The organism is Bradyrhizobium septentrionale, assembly GCF_011516645.4.
Taxonomy (GTDB): domain Bacteria; phylum Pseudomonadota; class Alphaproteobacteria; order Rhizobiales; family Xanthobacteraceae; genus Bradyrhizobium; species Bradyrhizobium septentrionale.
Genome location: NZ_CP088285.1, coordinates 2,877,195 through 2,892,239 on the forward strand (window position 1 = coordinate 2,877,195; position 15,045 = coordinate 2,892,239).

Here is a 15,045-nt window from a genome sequence, read left to right on the forward strand (position 1 = left end):
CCGCCCGATGATAAACTCCACGCGAGCCGGGACCCATAACCACAGGCCTTCGTTTGACCAACGCTGGGGCTGCAGCTTGCTTCAACAATGGGCGCCGGTGGTTATGGGTCCCTGCTTTCGCAGGGACGACGATTTTAGCTACTGCGCCTACAAAATAAACCGGCTCAGATCGGCGTTCTTGGCGAGGTCGCCGACATGCTTGGTGACGTAGTCGGCGTCGACCTGGATGGTCTCTCCGTGGCGATCGGGCGCGGTGAAGGAAATCTCGTCCAGCACCCGCTCCATCACGGTCTGCAGCCGCCGCGCGCCGATGTTCTCGACCGTGGAATTGACCGCGACCGCAATGTCGGCCAGCGCGTCGATCGCGCCGTCGGTGATGTCGAGCGTGACGCCCTCGGTCTTCAACAGCGCGACATATTGCTTGATCAGCGACGCCTCCGGCTCGGTCAGGATCCGGCGCATGTCGTCGCGGCTCAGCGCCTGCAGCTCGACGCGGATCGGCAGGCGGCCCTGCAATTCGGGAAGCAGGTCCGATGGCTTGGCGATGTGGAACGCGCCCGAGGCGATGAACAGGATGTGGTCGGTTTTAACAGCGCCGTGCTTGGTCGAGACCGTGGTGCCCTCGATCAGCGGCAACAGGTCGCGCTGGACGCCCTCGCGCGACACGTCGCCGCCCTGGCGGTTCTCGCGCACGCAGATCTTGTCGATCTCGTCGAGGAAGACGATGCCGTTGTTCTCGACCGCGCTGATCGCCTCCTGCACTAGCTGATCGGTGTCGAGCAACTTGTCGGATTCCTCGTTGACGAGGATCTCGTGCGAGCCTTCGACCGTCAGGCGGCGCGTCTTGCTGCGGCCGCCCATCTTGCCGAAGATGTCGCCGAGCGAGATCGCGCCCATCTGGGCGCCGGGCATGCCGGGGATCTCGAACATCGGCATGCCGCTGCCACCCGACTGCGTCTCGATCTCGATTTCCTTGTCGTTGAGCTCACCGGCGCGCAGCTTCTTGCGGAACGACTCGCGCGTCGCCGGGCTCGATCCCGGGCCGACCAGCGCATCCAGCACGCGCTCCTCGGCGGCCAGCTGAGCACGGGCCTGGACATCCTTGCGCTTGCGCTCGCGGGTCTGCGCGATCGCCACCTCGACGAGGTCGCGGACGATCTGCTCGACGTCGCGGCCGACATAGCCGACCTCGGTGAACTTGGTGGCCTCGACCTTGAGGAACGGCGCGCCGGCGAGCTTGGCCAGCCGTCGCGCGATCTCGGTCTTGCCGACGCCGGTCGGCCCGATCATCAGGATGTTCTTGGGCAGAACCTCCTCGCGCAGGGAACCGGCAAGCTGCAGCCGCCGCCAGCGGTTGCGCAGCGCAATCGACACTGCGCGCTTGGCGTCGGTCTGGCCGACGATGAAGCGGTCAAGTTCGGAAACGATTTCGCGGGGGGAGAAGTCGGTCATTGTCTCTAGCTAGGTTGAAATGGCGGTCTCGGCAAGCGGCGGTCTTCCAGGGCATGATCCGCTAAAGGATGGGCGGCCCTGCCTGCCACTGCCTGATCGCCTCGAACGGGTGGATCAGCATGATGATGTTCAGTGTCAAATTGTCGCGAATGTGGAGCAGCATCACGATTTCGAACAGGACGCCGAGCGCGACGGTCGCGGCGATCGGCAGCTTGCGCGCCAGCAGGAAGCCGACAATCATCGCAAGCGTGTCCGATACCGAATTGACGATGGTATCGCCATAATAGTCCAGCGAGATCGTGCCGGCGCGGTAGCGCTCGATGATCCAGTTGGAGTTTTCGACGAGCTCCCAGCTGCCCTCGATCAGCATCGCGACAATCAGCCGCCCCGGCCAGGCGAGGCGCGGCAGCAGCAGGAAGGTCAGACCGTAGAACAGCAGGCCGTGCAGCACATGCGACAGCGTGTACCAATCGGCGATGTGCTGCGAATTCTCCGAGCTCTGAACCGTGCCATGCCAGAGTTTGACATAACCGCAGGCGCAGATCGGCAAGCGGCCCATCGCATAGAGCAGCGCCGCCTGCAGCGCGAGCACCGCGGCCGCGATCGCCAGCCATTGCCACGCTGAAACGCCGGTGACGGGCTTGTGCGCGAGCGTCATGCTTCGCGAGCCATCAGAAGCGCCGGACCGTCAGGCGTCTCGACCATGCGGAGCTTCTGAAAACCGGCCTTCTCATAGGCGCGGATCGCGCGCGGGTTGTCCGGATCGGGATCGGTGACGATGCGTGGCGCGCCTTGCGCCAGCCGCTCGTCAACAAAGGCGCGGATCAGCGCCGAGCCGTGGCCGCCCACCATCATCGTCGGCTCGCCGATGAAGAGATCGATGCCGCGCGTGTCGGCCGGATGCGTGCCGAAGCCCGAATTCCACGCCGTCAGGTCGTAGCACTGGATATAGCCGATATCGCCCTCCTCGGTCGCGACGATGAACTGGTCCATCGCCGGCTCGTCGAGGTCGCCGCTGACCAGCGCATATTGCTCGGCCGGATCGCCCCACCATTCCCGGACATGCGGCAATGCCAGCCACCGCTTGATCTGCGGCAGGTCGTCCCGCGTCATTGGTCGGAAGCTGAAGGAGCCGGCCATGCTCAGCCGCCGATCGTCTCGATCGTCACGTTCCGGTTGGTGTAGACGCAGATATCGGCGGCGATATCGAGCGCGCGGCGGACGATGGTCTCGGCGTCCTTGTCGGTGTCGACCAGGGCACGTGCCGCGGCGAGGGCATAATTGCCGCCGGAACCGATCGCCATCACGCCCGACTCGGGCTCCAGCACGTCGCCGGTGCCGGTCAGCACCAGGGAGACGTCCTTGTCGGCCACGATCATCATCGCCTCCAGCCGGCGCAGATAGCGGTCGGTCCGCCAGTCCTTGGCGAGCTCGACGGCCGCCCGGGTCAGCTGCCCCGGATATTGCTCCAGCTTGCTTTCCAGCCGCTCGAACAGGGTAAAGGCGTCCGCGGTGGCGCCGGCAAAGCCGCCGATCACGTCGCCCTTGCCGATCCGGCGGACCTTCTTGGCATTGGCCTTGATCACGGTCTGGCCGATCGAGACCTGCCCGTCGCCGCCGATCACCACTTTGCCGCCCTTGCGGACCGTGCAGATCGTGGTGCCATGCCAGACCGGCAGCTCATTTTGGGATGCTTGCATAGGTTACCTCTCTTCCGGGCAGATTTAGGCGGTCGGGCAGGGGGTTACAATCGGGGCGATTTAGCAACGAATTCCGGTCACCATGGCCGGAAGTTGGGGCATTTCGAGGTCATCCCGCAGTAGCGAAGGTGACATCAGCCTGTTAAAAGACCGGCGTTTTCGGCACGGGAAAGCTTAAACTTCATGCGCACCGCAACCATCAAGCGCAAGACCAAGGAGACCGACATCGAGGTGACGGTCAACCTCGACGGAGCAGGCGTATCCACGGTTTCGACCGGGATCGGCTTCTTCGACCATATGCTCGACCTCCTAGCCCGCCATTCGCGCATCGACATCACGGTGAAGGCGGATGGCGATCTCCATGTCGATTACCACCACACCACCGAAGACGTCGGAATCGCGCTTGGGCAGGCCGTGAAGCAGGCGCTCGGCAACATGGCCGGCATCACCCGCTACGCCTCGATCCACATGCCGATGGACGAGACGTTGTCGCGCGTCGTGATCGACATTTCCGGCCGCCCGGTGCTGGTCTTCAAGGCCGAATTCCCCCGCGACAAGATCGGTGAGTTCGACACCGAGCTGGTGCGCGAATGGTTCAACGCCTTCGCGATGAACGCCGGCGTGACTCTCCACGTCGAGACCCTATATGGCGAGAACAGCCATCATATCGCCGAATCCTGTTTCAAGGGTTTGGCGAGGGCGCTCCGGACGGCGGTTGCGATCGATCCGCGTGCCCAGGGCGAAGTGCCCTCGACCAAGGGTCAGCTCGGCGGCTGATCTCCGGGTGCATGATCCGGAAAAGTGGCTACCGGTTTTCCGGAAGATCATGCCGTAAGTAAGAGTCCATCCTCGGCGGAGCGTTCGATGCCGGTCTATACAGTGCATGCCCCCGTGGCCAACGGCGCCGATCTCGCGGCGACCGACAAGTTCGTTTTCGTGCGCGACGGTTTCCATTTCTGGGCCGCGGTTGCGGGCGTTGTCTGGCTTGCCTGGAACAGGCTCTGGCTGGCGCTGATCGGCTGGCTCTTGCTGACCTTTGCGATCGATTTCGCCCTGGCCAAGTTCGGCGTCGGCCGCGGCGCGATCTTCTTCGTCGATCTGGTGCTGATGCTGTTGCTCGGGCTGGAGGCCGCGACCGTGCAACGCTGGACCCTGTCGCGGCGCAAATGGCGCCAGCTTGACATCGTCGTGGCCGACAATGTGTTGGCCGCCGAGCACCGCTTCTTCGAGCGCTGGACCGCACGGCATCGCGGCGTCGTCAATGATCAGCGGTCGGTGGATCGCGGCGGGCCGCCGCCGACCCGGGACGTTCCCGGCCAGTCATTCTCAAAGCCGCCGCCGATGCCGCAGGGCGGCATTATCGGATTGTTTCCAGAGCCAGGAGGATCGCGATGACGGTTGCAATCATCGATTACGGCTCCGGCAATCTGCATTCGGCGGCCAAGGCGTTTGAGCGCGCCGCGCGCAGCATGGAGGATCCGCAAGCCATCAAGGTGACGCGCGATCCCGATGCGGTGTATCGCGCCGATCGCATCGTGCTGCCCGGTGTCGGCGCGTTCGCCGATTGCCGCCGCGGCGTCGACGCGGTCGACGGCATGCTGGAAGCGCTGACCGAGGCAGTGCGGGTCAAGGCGCGGCCGTTCTTCGGCATCTGCGTCGGCATGCAGCTGATGGCGACGCGCGGCAAGGAGCACGTGATCACCGAAGGCTTCAACTGGATCGACGGCGATGTCGAGAAGATCGCGCCGCGCGACGAAAGCCTGAAGGTCCCCCATATGGGCTGGAATACGCTCGATATGGTGCGCGAGCACCCGGTGCTGGAGCGGCTGCCGCTCGGGCCGAAGGGGCGTCACGCCTATTTCGTGCACTCCTATCACCTCAACGCCGCCAATGAGGCGGACGTGCTGGCGCGTGCCGACTATGGCGGGCCGGTGACCGCGATCGTGGCTAAGGACACCGCGATCGGCACCCAGTTTCACCCCGAGAAGAGCCAGCGCTTCGGCCTCGCTTTGATCGCCAATTTCTTGAAGTGGAAGCCGTGATTCTCTTTCCAGCGGTTGATCTGAAGAACGGCCAGTGCGTTCGCCTGGAGCAGGGCGACATGGCGCGCGCCACCGTGTTCAATCTCGATCCGGCGGCGCAGGCGGCGAGCTTCGCGGCGCAGGGCTTCGAATATCTCCACGTCGTCGATCTCGATGGCGCCTTCGCCGGCAAGCCGATGAATGCGCATGCCGTGGAGGCGATGCTGAAGGCCGTCACCATGCCGGTGCAGCTCGGCGGCGGCATCCGCGACCTCGAGACCATCGAGGCCTGGCTCGCCAAGGGCATCACCCGCGTCATCATCGGCACCGCGGCGGTACGCGATCCGGAGCTCGTGAAGGGCGCGGCGAAGAGATTCCCCGGCCGCGTCGCGGTGGGCCTCGATGCACGCGACGGCAAGGTCGCGGTCGAAGGCTGGGCCGAGACCTCGCATGTGACGGCGCTCGAGATCGCGCAGCGCTTCGAGGATGCCGGGGTCGCTGCGATCATCTTCACCGACATCGCCCGCGACGGCCTGCTCAAGGGCCTCAACCTCGAGGCGACGATCGCGCTCGCCGATCGCATTTCCATTCCGGTGATCGCCTCCGGCGGCTTTGCCTCGATCGACGACGTCAAGGCACTGCTGGAGCCGCGCGCCAGGAAGCTCGCCGGCGCCATCGTCGGCCGTGCGCTCTATGACGGGCGGCTTGATCCGGCCGCCGCGCTCAAGCTGATCCGCAGCGCGGCCTAGGAGACAGAGATATGTTCAAGGTTCGCGTGATCCCCTGCCTCGACGTCAAGGACGGGCGCGTGGTCAAGGGCGTCAACTTCGTCGATTTGCGCGACGCCGGCGATCCGGTGGAGGCCGCGATCGCCTATGACGCTGCCGGCGCCGATGAGCTCACCTTCCTCGACATCACCGCCACCCATGAGAACCGCGGCATCATGCTGGATGTGGTGCGGCGGACGGCGGAGGCCTGCTTCATGCCGCTGACCGTCGGCGGCGGCGTCCGCACCGTCGACGACATCAAGACCCTGCTGCGCTCGGGCGCCGACAAGGTCTCGATCAATTCGGCTGCGGTCAGCCGGCGGGAATTCGTCAAGGAAGCGGCCGAGAAGTACGGCGAGCAATGCATCGTGGTCGCGATCGACGCCAAGCGGGTCAAGCGCGCCGGCGGCTCGGACCGCTGGGAGATATTCACCCATGGTGGGCGTAATGCCACCGGGATCGAGGCCATCGAATATGCCCAGGAGGTCGTCTCGCTCGGCGCCGGCGAAATCCTGCTGACCTCGATGGACCGCGACGGTACCAGGCAGGGCTTTGACCTGCCGCTGACCCGGGCGATCGCGGACAGTGTTCCCGTACCGGTCATTGCGTCCGGCGGCGTCGGCAATCTCGATCACCTGGTCGATGGCGTCCGCGAGGGCCACGCCACCGGCGTGCTGGCCGCGTCGATCTTCCACTTCGGGGAATTTACCATCCGCCAGGCCAAGGATCACATGGTGCGCGCCGGCCTGCCGATGCGCCTCGATCCCTAGAGCTTGATCTGGGACTCCTTGTCACAAAAATGCTAAGTCCCCACTTAGGGATAGCACAAGAGCGGTGCCGCTGCGCATGTTGAGTTGAGTTGATGTCGCGTTTCACGGTCCACGATCTGGCCGCCACCATCGACGCCCGCGCTGCAGCGGGCGGCGAGGCGTCCTACACCCGCAAGCTGCTCGACAAGGGCGCGGAGCACTGCGCCAAGAAGTTGGGCGAGGAAGCGGTCGAGACGGTGATCGCCGCGGTCGAGAATGACCGCGATCATCTCATCGCGGAAAGTGCCGATCTCGTATTTCACCTGCTGGTTCTGTTGAAATCACGCGGCGTGAAGCTGGAGGATGTCGAGGCCGCGCTGGAGAAGCGCACTTCGATGTCGGGACTGGAAGAGAAGGCGTCGCGCAAGCGCGACTAGCGCACATGACCGAGCGCATAGAGAGGGGCAGCCTCATGGACATCCGGGCACCAGATCAGCAATACAACCCCTATCGCACCTTCACGCGCCAGCAATGGTCGCATCTGCGCGACGATACGCCGATGACGCTCGAGCCGGGCGAATTCGACCGTCTGCGCTCGATGCACGACCGCCTCGATTTGCAGGAGGTCGAGGACATCTACCTTCCGCTGTCACGGCTGCTCTCGATCTATGTCGACGCGACCCAGCGGCTGTATTATTCGCAGCGTCAATTCCTCAACATCCGCGACCGCAAGATGCCCTACATCGTCGGCGTCGCCGGTTCGGTGGCCGTCGGCAAGTCGACCACGGCCCGCGTGCTGCAGGCGCTGCTGGCGCGCTGGTCGCCGCGGCCGAAGGTCGACCTGATCACGACAGACGGTTTCCTGTTTCCGAATGCCGTGCTCGAGCGGCAGGGCATCATGCAGAAGAAGGGCTTTCCGGAAAGCTACGACCTACCGACGCTGCTGTCGTTCCTCAGCGACATCAAGGCGGGACGGCGTCGCGTGCGCGCGCCGGTCTATTCGCATCTGACCTACGACATCGTGCCCAACAAATGGGTCGAGATCGACCAGCCGGACATCCTGATCGTCGAGGGCGTCAACGTGCTGCAGACCGGGCGGCTGCCGCGCGACGGCAAGGCAGTGCCGTTCGTCTCCGACTTCTTCGACTTCTCGGTCTATATCGATGCCGACGAGGCTGCGCTGCGGCAATGGTACATCAAGCGCTTCCTGGCGCTGCGCGATACCGCGTTCACCGATCCAAGGTCTTATTTCCACCGCTATGCGCCGCTGTCGGACGAGGAAGCGACCGCGACCGCGATCGCGATCTGGGAGCGCACCAACCTCGCCAATCTCGAGGATAACATCCTGCCGACCCGCCCCCGCGCGACGCTGATCCTCAAGAAGGGCGCCGACCACGTGGTGCAATCGGTCGCGCTGCGCCGGCTGTAAGTTCTGGTCCGCTAAAGCTAACCACATCTGTGGTGTCGTCCCGGCGTAGGCCGGGACCCATACGCCGCGGCCCTTGCAAAAGGCACGCGGCGAGACGATCGTTCACCAATTGACATTCGTGGCTATGGGTCCCGGCCTTCGCCGGGACGACGCGAGGTTTGTGGCGCACTACGCCGCGATATGCCGCGCGGCGGCGAGGCCGGCGAGCGCTTCTTCCAGCTTCTCGCGGTCGAGCGGCTTGATCAGAAAGCCGTCCATGCCGGCTTCGAAGCAGGCGTAGCGGTCCTCCACCAGCGTGTTGGCGGTCAGCGCCAGGATCGGGGTCCGGCGTCCGGACTGGCCGGCCTCATGGCCGCGGATCTGCTTGGTGGTCTCGATGCCGTTGAGGCGGGGCATCTGGATGTCCATCAGCACGAGATCATAGGGCGTGCCGGCTGACGTCGCCGACAGCCAGGATTCCATTGCCTGCTCGCCATTGGTGGTGATGACCACGTTGTGGCCGAGCCTCGTGAGCAGCGAGCGCATCAAAAGCGCGTTGATCTCATTGTCCTCGGCGACCAGGATCGAGAGCCCCTTGTCCGGCGCCGCGGCCGTAGCGGGCGCGGGCTCGGCAAGTGCCTCGATCGCAAGGCTTTGATCTCCGACAAGGCTCGGCGCCGTGATCTCGGGCGATGCGGTCAGGCGTGCGGCGAGCGATGCCGCGCGCAGCGGCTTGACCAGATAGCCTGTGAACATGGCCGTCTCGGAGGCCGACAGCTCCTGCCGCGTCGCCGGCGTGAACATCACGATGCGGTGGGTCGCATGGAGGCGCGCCGCGCGGGCAAACGCCTCCATCGCCGCGGTGCCTAGCGTGTGGTCGATCAGGACGGCGTGCCAGCTTCGTTCCGGCAACAGCGCCTCGGCGACACCGGTGTCCGACACGATGCAGGTCTGCGCACCCCAGCGCTGCAACCGCCGCGAGATCAGCGAAACCTCGATACTGTGCGGTGCAACCAGCATGATCGACTGGCCGGTGAGGTCGGGCGCGGCGAAGCCGTTGGCCTCGCCGGTGTCGGCGGCGGCGAGCGGGATCGATACTTCGAACGTCGAGCCGGAGCCCGGCGTGCTCGCGAGCGTGATGCGGCCGCCCATTCGCTTCACGATGCGGTCGCTGATCGAAAGGCCGAGGCCGGTGCCGCCATAGCTGCGCGCGATGCGGTCGTCGGCCTGCTCGAACTCCCGGAAGATGCGCTGCTGCGCTTCCGGTGCGATTCCGATGCCGGTGTCGCGGACCAGGAAGCTGATCTCGTTCGGCCAGATGCCGGGCTCGACGATCAGGGCCACGCCGCCGCTCGCGGTGAACTTGATGGCGTTGCCGGCGAGATTGAGCAGCACCTGGCGCAGCCGCGCGGCGTCGCCGGCCACCTGCATCGGCAGCCGCTCGTCGACATAGGCGGCGATCTCGATGCCTTTGGCCTGCGCGCGCGGCGCCAGCAGCTCGGTGATGTCCTCGATCAGGCCGGACAGCGCAAAGGCGCGGTGCTCGAGATCGATCTTGCCGGCTTCGATCTTGGAATAGTCGAGCAGCTCCTCGATCAGCGCCAGCAGCGCGTCGCCGGAGGTCTTGACCGCCTTGACGTAGGTCGTCTGCTCCGGCGTCAGCTGCGTGTCCATCAGCAGTCCGCTCATGCCGATGATGCCGTTCAGCGGGGTGCGGATCTCGTGGCTCGCCATCGCGAGGAAACGTGACTTGGCGCGGTTGGCGGCATCGGCCTGATCGCGCGCTTCGGCCAGTGCCCGCTCGCTCTCGGTGCGGTCGGTGACGTCGCGGCCGACGCTCTGCATCTCGGCAGGCGCGCCGGCATCGTTGCGCACGAGGCCCTCGCGCCAGGCGATCCAGCGCGGCCCGAGCGGGCCTTCGATCTTCTGGTCGTAGACCCGCGTGCCGTTGGCTTCGAGCGCGGTGTCGCCCTGTTCGAGCACCTTGAGCGTGGCGCTGCCGCCGATCAATTCGCTGCGGGAGGACTGCGCCAGCTCGCAATAGGCGTCGTTGGCGTAGGTGATGAGGCCGTCGAGGTCGCGCAGCACGATCAAATCGTCCTGCGCCTCGAACAGGGTAGAGGCGCGCTGTTCGGCTTCCTGCAGTTCCCAGTTGCGGTCGGCCATCGCCTCATTGTGCATGGCGATGGTGCGCAACCTCCTGCGCATCAGCCGCAGGCGGATGCCGAGCGTCACGATCCAGAGGCAGGCCAGCGCGAACAGGAAGCTGACCCCGATCGCGAATGCATTGGGATCGTAGCCGCTTTGCTGCGAGAGGGCGCCCGAAATGAACCCGAAGGCGCTGCCGAATGCGACGGAGAAGATCGTGAAGGACCGGACGATCGTCGCGAGCCAGGAATGGCGCCGCAGGAAGCGGCGAAGGCGCAACTTGATCCGGAAGAAACGCCCCATCAATGGTGGCCCTGAGAGTGCTTGATCTGCCGACGACGATGCGTCGGTCACCTTGCAAAGTGCTTGAAGTTGGTGGCCGTTTCGCGTTGCCCTCGGAACAGGGTTAGCGAAGGGTTAACTCTGCCAGGACCCGAGCGGCGGAGGGCGCGCGAGGGGCAAGCAACGCCGCCTCAAGGCGGCGGTGTTCGCCGCGGGCGCTGACGATCAGGGCCGCGGCATCGCGGGCCGAGAACGTCTTCGACTGCACGAAGACGCGATAATCCGACGGAGCGTCATGCGAAAGGTAGATCACCGGATCGCTCGCCGAGGGATTGCCGGAAATCCCGATCAGCTGCGGCACGGCGTTGCCTTCGCAGGCGCCGGCCTCGGCATCGTCGATGTCGTCGATGACGGTGAAGTCGGCGGTCTCGGCGCTGTCGGCGATCTGGACCCGGACCGTGGCAAGGCCGGGATCGTCGGTGAAGCTGACGTGAAGCTGGGCCAGCCAGGAGATCGATGCGATCTGCATCGTCGCGCCGCCAACCTCGATGCAGGGTCGCGGACCCGGCAGTAATTCAGCGCGGGCAAATACCGCGGCCACAGCAAGCGGGACCACCGAGGCCAGAATCTTCAAACGCAACATGACACAACTCGCTCGACCCAAGCTCGCCGCGGATCGCGGTGCTTATGGTTTGCGGAGGGTAAATGAGAGTGGTTACTGCCGCGTTGACGCGGCGGGCATCGGGCGGAAAACGGGAGAGAGCTTCGGTTCTGACGCGTTTTCTTCACGCGAACCGGTGCCCACTTCGCATCAAGTGCGGGACAGGCTTCGCCGGAAAACGCTACGCCGCGCGGCGCAAATCGTCGGCCAACGCACGATAGGACAGCGCTTCGGCGAGGTGCAGCCGGCCGATCGTCTCGGCGCCGTCGAGATCGGCCAGCGTGCGCGCCACCCGCAGCACGCGATGATAGCCGCGCGCGGTGAGGTGCATGGTCTCGGCCGCCTCGCGGAGCAGCTTCTGTCCATGCGCGTCGGGCTGCGCGATGGTCTCGAGCAGCGAGCTCGGCGCTTCCGCATTGGTGCGGACCTGCGGCATGCCGGCCGCCGCGTAACGCGCGAGCTGGATGTCGCGCGCGGCCGCGACGCGGCGGGCGACCTCGGCCGAGCCCTCCGCCGGCGGCGGCAGGATCAGATCGGCCGCGGTCACGGCGGGCACTTCGATCCGCAGATCGATGCGATCCATCAGCGGGCCGGAGAGACTCATGAAGTATGTAAGAAAGGCAGCGCTTGCCGTTTCGTACGCATACGACGAAGGCCGCCTGATTGACGCATGCGCGTGGGCGTGGCGATCTGTAAGATAGCGTTGGGTGAAGGTCAGGCGGCCTGCTGATCGGTGGGGTTGTTGGCTTGCCGCAGGAGCTTCCATTCCCAGGGCAGCAGTTCGCGCAGACGCGAAGTGGGAAGATCGGCGATCCGGGCGAGGACGTCGGCGAGCCAGGCTTTGGGATCGACGTTGTTCAGGCGGCAGGTCGTGATCATCGTCAGCATGATGGCAGCGCGGTCGGCGCCGCGCAGGCTGCCGGCGAAGGTCCAGTTGCGCCTGCCCAACGCGATGCCGCGCAACGCTCTTTCAGCGGCATTATTGCTGAGGCAGATCCTGCCATCATCGAGGAAGCGGGAGAAGTCGTCCCAGCGCCTGAGCATGTAGTTCATGGGCTTCAGGACCTCGGAGGAGCGCGACAGGGTTTCTCGCTCGCGGAGCAGCCAGTCGTGCAAGCCATCGAGAAGCGGCTTGCTTCTCTCCTGGCGTACGGCACGCCGCTCGTCGGCATTGCGGTCGTTGATGGCGCGCTCGATCTCGAACAGAGCGTCAAGACGCCTGACCGCCTCCAGCGCGATCGGGGAGACCGGTTTGCCCTTGCGGCCTTCCCTGGCCGTTTTCTCGATGTCGGCCAGCTCGAAGAATCCCCGCCGCGCATGGGCCAGGCAAAATGCGGGCGTGATCGGCATCGCTTTTCTTTTCGGATCGAACAACGGCTCGAAGCCGCTATAGCAATCCGCCTGCAAGATACCGGCGAAGGCGGCCAGATGCTTCTGGGGATGTTCGCCCCGTCGGTCGCTCGAGGCGTAATAGACCGCCGCCGGCGGCGCAGGCCCGGCGAACGGCTGGTCATCCCGCACATACGTCCAGATCCGCCCAGTCGTGCACTTGCCCTTCGCCAGGATGCGGATGGTGGTGTCGTCGCCATGTAGGCGCTCGGCCGCGAGCACATGGTGCTCGATCAGCTGGAACAGCGGCATAACGGCGAAGGTTCCGTGGCCGACCTGGTCGGCCAGCGTCGACAGCGGCAGATCGATCCTCTCGGCCTTAAAGCGCACGCTCTGACGGTTGAGCGGGATATGCATGCCGAACTTGTCGAACAGGATTGTCGCCAGCAGTTGCGGACCGATGAAGCCACGCGGTGTGGCATGGAACGGCGCGGGCGGCTGGCTGATCTTCTCACAATCGCGGCAGGTGAACTTTTCCCGCACCGTCTCGATCAGCTTGAACCGGCGCGGGATCTCCTCCAACGTCTCGGTCACATCCTCGCCCAGCTTCGCCAGGCGCGATCCGCCGCAGCAGGCGCAGCTCGTTGGCGCCTCAATGACGACCCGCTCGCGTTCGATGTCGTCCGGCCAAGGCTTGCGCACCGGCCGCTTGCGCGTGAAGGCCCGAACGTTCTGTACCTTTGCAGCCGCGGCACGCGCGGCGAGCTCATCCTCACTCGCCATGGTGATGAGTTCTTCGAGCTCCAATTCCAATTGCTCGATCAGCCGCGCCGTGCGCTCGGACCGCGGCCCGTACAGTTCGCGTTTGAGCTTCTCGATCCGCAGTTCGAGATGTGCGATCAACGCTTCGTTGTCCGACAGCTCCGCCCGCGCGCTGGCGGCATCCGCGACTGCGATATCGCGCTCAACTTGCAACGCCTTGCGCTCGGCCAGCAGCGCCATGTAGGCGCTCGCAAGATCCGCAGGAAGATCGTCTGGCTTCGAGCTCATGAAGCCATTGAATCAGATCGAGCAGCAGATTCAAACCCAAAACGGTTATCCGACCCGCGTCGGACGCTGGGTTTCTTGCGGGGTGCGCCAATCGATTCCGGACAACAGATAACTCAACTGCGCCGGCGAGATCGTTACCGTTTCACCGCCAACCGATGGCCAGATGAACCTTCCTCGCTCGAGTCTTTTGGTAAAAAGGCATGCTCCTTGGCCGTCGTGCCAGATCAGCTTCACAAGATCGCTGCGGCGACCGCGGAAGACAAACAAATGACCGCTGAGCGGGTCTTTGTGCAGCACCTCCTGCACTTGGAGCGCCAACGACGGAAAGCCTCGGCGCATGTCCGTGTAGCCTGTCGCGAGCCACACTCGCGCGCCCGTCGGAACCGGGATCATCGGCGGACCAAAGCATCGAGAACGCGACGTAGCGCATCTCCATCAACGTCGCCATCGACCCGGATGCGGTGCCCGCTACCAAGATCAATCTCGATGATGCCCTGGCTCTTGCGTCGACGCGCCGTTGGCGTCAACGGCGCTTCGGCCACCTCCCGCGGTAGCGCAGACGGCCCAATCTCGACCGGAACAAACGGCGCTATGCTCGCTTCGCCGTGCCTGCAAAGCTCCTTACGCCACCTGAACAGCTGGCTCACATGAAGCCCGGCCACGCGAGCCACCTCGGAAACATTGGCGCCGGGCTCGAGCGACGCTGCGACGAGCCGTTCCTTCTCATCCTGCGACCACCGGCGCCGCCGCTCGACCGTTGTGATCACCTCCGCCCTCGAAATCGTCATAGCGCTTCTCCTAGGATTACCCCTAGGACCTGCAGCGCTCGCGCCCATCAAACAAGGCGGCCCTTAGCGGAGGGATACGCAGCTTCTGCCTTCGGTTGTGCAGCACTGTTCTCCTTTGGTTGGGCTGAGCAAGGCGGCATCTCGCTGTCAGTCGAGAGCGCCCAGGCGCGGGTTGGTCGCCCGCTAACCCCCGTGAGCGTTGCGGGCGTTGCGCGTCGTCAGAACCGACGGGCGGCCTACTACGGGGCAGGTGTTGTCGGCGCAGGCGTCGCAGCGGTCGGCACGGGTGCCGCTATCGCCGCCACGGCTGCGCCTAACGCTTGGGGAAACAACAATTGGGGAAACAACAATTGGCGCGGCGCTTACGCGGCCCAAACTGATCCTTACTTTGGGCAAGCTCACTACGTCCACAGGGCTTACCACGGACATAGCCCCTACTACGGTTATTCCGGATGGGATGATTACTCGGCGCGTAACAGCATTAAATGCACACCGGGTGGCGCAATTAAACTTGACGACGGTCAGATGTATTTCTGTCAGTAGGGGCTCCACCTACGCATCGCGAAAGAGGCGGCTTTCTCGGCCGCCTTTTTTGCGAGCTGCTCAGACGAAGGAGTATTAATTGATTGACCTAGATCAACACTCCGCCGATCTATCAGATTGCCTATAACAGTTGTCGACAATAGGCAC

The 15,045-nt window shown here is 64.7% G+C and carries 17 protein-coding genes; 7 read left to right on the forward strand and 10 right to left on the reverse strand.

The window, feature by feature from the left end; translation table 11 throughout:
• Positions 1-147: 147 nt before the first annotated feature.
• The 4 genes from hslU to hslV all read right to left on the reverse strand — a co-directional run bounded on the left by hslU (position 148) and on the right by hslV (position 3,152).
• Positions 148-1,452: an ATP-dependent protease ATPase subunit HslU gene (gene hslU / locus HAP48_RS15385; RefSeq protein ID WP_166212972.1), complete on the reverse strand. Its 1,305-nt coding sequence runs from the start codon at positions 1,450-1,452 to the stop codon at positions 148-150.
• A 61-nt stretch (positions 1,453-1,513) separates the two neighbouring features.
• A complete protein-coding gene (locus HAP48_RS15390; protein ID WP_166212970.1) occupies positions 1,514-2,110 on the reverse strand; it encodes a DUF2585 domain-containing protein in 597 nt (198 codons plus the stop codon).
• The gene (locus tag HAP48_RS15395; RefSeq protein WP_166212968.1) at positions 2,107-2,592 is read right to left on the reverse strand and encodes a GNAT family N-acetyltransferase; all 486 of its coding nucleotides are present in this window, start codon (positions 2,590-2,592) and stop codon (positions 2,107-2,109) included. The genes HAP48_RS15390 and HAP48_RS15395 overlap by 4 nt, the downstream gene beginning before the upstream one ends.
• 2 nt (positions 2,593-2,594) lie before the next feature.
• A complete protein-coding gene (gene hslV / locus HAP48_RS15400; protein ID WP_024583062.1) occupies positions 2,595-3,152 on the reverse strand; it encodes an ATP-dependent protease subunit HslV in 558 nt (185 codons plus the stop codon).
• Between the two features lie 183 nt (positions 3,153-3,335).
• Between hslV and hisB the strand changes: the two genes are divergently transcribed.
• The 7 genes from hisB (at position 3,336) to coaA (ending at position 8,118) form a co-directional block, all read left to right on the forward strand.
• Positions 3,336-3,929 (forward strand): imidazoleglycerol-phosphate dehydratase HisB, encoded by a 594-nt coding sequence (gene hisB / locus HAP48_RS15405; protein ID WP_029080985.1) that lies wholly within the window; start codon positions 3,336-3,338, stop codon positions 3,927-3,929.
• A gap of 87 nt (positions 3,930-4,016) precedes the next feature.
• Entirely contained in the window at positions 4,017-4,547 is a 531-nt protein-coding gene (locus HAP48_RS15410; RefSeq protein ID WP_166212966.1) for a DUF2628 domain-containing protein, read from the forward strand.
• Complete coding sequence (gene hisH, locus HAP48_RS15415; protein ID WP_166212964.1) at positions 4,544-5,194, forward strand: imidazole glycerol phosphate synthase subunit HisH; 651 nt, start codon at positions 4,544-4,546, stop codon at positions 5,192-5,194. The genes HAP48_RS15410 and hisH overlap by 4 nt, the downstream gene beginning before the upstream one ends.
• Positions 5,191-5,922, forward strand: a complete 732-nt coding sequence (gene hisA / locus HAP48_RS15420; RefSeq protein ID WP_166212962.1) for a 1-(5-phosphoribosyl)-5-[(5-phosphoribosylamino)methylideneamino]imidazole-4-carboxamide isomerase — start codon at positions 5,191-5,193, stop codon at positions 5,920-5,922. Before hisH ends, hisA begins: the two co-directional genes overlap by 4 nt.
• Before the next feature lie 11 nt (positions 5,923-5,933).
• The gene (gene hisF / locus HAP48_RS15425; protein ID WP_029080989.1) at positions 5,934-6,710 is read left to right on the forward strand and encodes an imidazole glycerol phosphate synthase subunit HisF; all 777 of its coding nucleotides are present in this window, start codon (positions 5,934-5,936) and stop codon (positions 6,708-6,710) included.
• A gap of 92 nt (positions 6,711-6,802) precedes the next feature.
• Positions 6,803-7,126, forward strand: a complete 324-nt coding sequence (locus HAP48_RS15430) for a phosphoribosyl-ATP diphosphatase (RefSeq protein ID WP_029080990.1) — start codon at positions 6,803-6,805, stop codon at positions 7,124-7,126.
• A 35-nt stretch (positions 7,127-7,161) separates the two neighbouring features.
• Complete coding sequence (gene coaA / locus HAP48_RS15435) at positions 7,162-8,118, forward strand: type I pantothenate kinase (RefSeq protein ID WP_029080991.1); 957 nt, start codon at positions 7,162-7,164, stop codon at positions 8,116-8,118.
• A gap of 168 nt (positions 8,119-8,286) precedes the next feature.
• Here coaA and HAP48_RS15440 read toward each other — a convergent pair whose 3' ends face one another.
• The 6 genes from HAP48_RS15440 to tnpA all read right to left on the reverse strand — a co-directional run bounded on the left by HAP48_RS15440 (position 8,287) and on the right by tnpA (position 14,355).
• Positions 8,287-10,548, reverse strand: a complete 2,262-nt coding sequence (locus tag HAP48_RS15440) for a PAS domain-containing hybrid sensor histidine kinase/response regulator (RefSeq protein ID WP_166212960.1) — start codon at positions 10,546-10,548, stop codon at positions 8,287-8,289.
• Positions 10,549-10,651: 103 nt separating this feature from the next.
• Positions 10,652-11,170: a hypothetical protein gene (locus HAP48_RS15445; RefSeq protein ID WP_166212958.1), complete on the reverse strand. Its 519-nt coding sequence runs from the start codon at positions 11,168-11,170 to the stop codon at positions 10,652-10,654.
• A 199-nt stretch (positions 11,171-11,369) separates the two neighbouring features.
• Complete coding sequence (locus HAP48_RS15450; protein WP_166212956.1) at positions 11,370-11,954, reverse strand: magnesium chelatase subunit ChlI family protein; 585 nt, start codon at positions 11,952-11,954, stop codon at positions 11,370-11,372.
• Positions 11,903-13,567, reverse strand: a complete 1,665-nt coding sequence (gene tnpC / locus HAP48_RS15455; protein ID WP_166204034.1) for an IS66 family transposase — start codon at positions 13,565-13,567, stop codon at positions 11,903-11,905. The genes HAP48_RS15450 and tnpC overlap by 52 nt, the downstream gene beginning before the upstream one ends.
• Positions 13,568-13,612: 45 nt before the next feature.
• Positions 13,613-13,960, reverse strand: coding sequence for an IS66 family insertion sequence element accessory protein TnpB (gene tnpB, locus HAP48_RS15460; protein WP_028182053.1), 348 nt, complete (start codon positions 13,958-13,960; stop codon positions 13,613-13,615).
• Entirely contained in the window at positions 13,957-14,355 is a 399-nt protein-coding gene (gene tnpA / locus HAP48_RS15465; protein ID WP_028182054.1) for an IS66-like element accessory protein TnpA, read from the reverse strand. Before tnpA ends, tnpB begins: the two co-directional genes overlap by 4 nt.
• Positions 14,356-15,045 lie beyond the last annotated feature (690 nt).

Coding starts and splice junctions, on each gene's coding strand:
- hslU (WP_166212972.1), bottom strand. CDS start 1,452: ATGACCGACTTCTCCCCCCGCGAAATCGTTTCCGAACTTGACCGCTTC.
- HAP48_RS15390 (WP_166212970.1), bottom strand. CDS start 2,110: ATGACGCTCGCGCACAAGCCCGTCACCGGCGTTTCAGCGTGGCAATGG.
- HAP48_RS15395 (WP_166212968.1), bottom strand. CDS start 2,592: ATGGCCGGCTCCTTCAGCTTCCGACCAATGACGCGGGACGACCTGCCG.
- hslV (WP_024583062.1), bottom strand. CDS start 3,152: ATGCAAGCATCCCAAAATGAGCTGCCGGTCTGGCATGGCACCACGATC.
- hisB (WP_029080985.1), top strand. CDS start 3,336: ATGCGCACCGCAACCATCAAGCGCAAGACCAAGGAGACCGACATCGAG.
- HAP48_RS15410 (WP_166212966.1), top strand. CDS start 4,017: ATGCCGGTCTATACAGTGCATGCCCCCGTGGCCAACGGCGCCGATCTC.
- hisH (WP_166212964.1), top strand. CDS start 4,544: ATGACGGTTGCAATCATCGATTACGGCTCCGGCAATCTGCATTCGGCG.
- hisF (WP_029080989.1), top strand. CDS start 5,934: ATGTTCAAGGTTCGCGTGATCCCCTGCCTCGACGTCAAGGACGGGCGC.
- HAP48_RS15430 (WP_029080990.1), top strand. CDS start 6,803: ATGTCGCGTTTCACGGTCCACGATCTGGCCGCCACCATCGACGCCCGC.
- coaA (WP_029080991.1), top strand. CDS start 7,162: ATGGACATCCGGGCACCAGATCAGCAATACAACCCCTATCGCACCTTC.
- HAP48_RS15440 (WP_166212960.1), bottom strand. CDS start 10,548: ATGGGGCGTTTCTTCCGGATCAAGTTGCGCCTTCGCCGCTTCCTGCGG.
- HAP48_RS15445 (WP_166212958.1), bottom strand. CDS start 11,170: ATGTTGCGTTTGAAGATTCTGGCCTCGGTGGTCCCGCTTGCTGTGGCC.
- HAP48_RS15450 (WP_166212956.1), bottom strand. CDS start 11,954: ATGGAAGCTCCTGCGGCAAGCCAACAACCCCACCGATCAGCAGGCCGC.
- tnpC (WP_166204034.1), bottom strand. CDS start 13,567: ATGAGCTCGAAGCCAGACGATCTTCCTGCGGATCTTGCGAGCGCCTAC.
- tnpB (WP_028182053.1), bottom strand. CDS start 13,960: ATGATCCCGGTTCCGACGGGCGCGCGAGTGTGGCTCGCGACAGGCTAC.
- tnpA (WP_028182054.1), bottom strand. CDS start 14,355: ATGACGATTTCGAGGGCGGAGGTGATCACAACGGTCGAGCGGCGGCGC.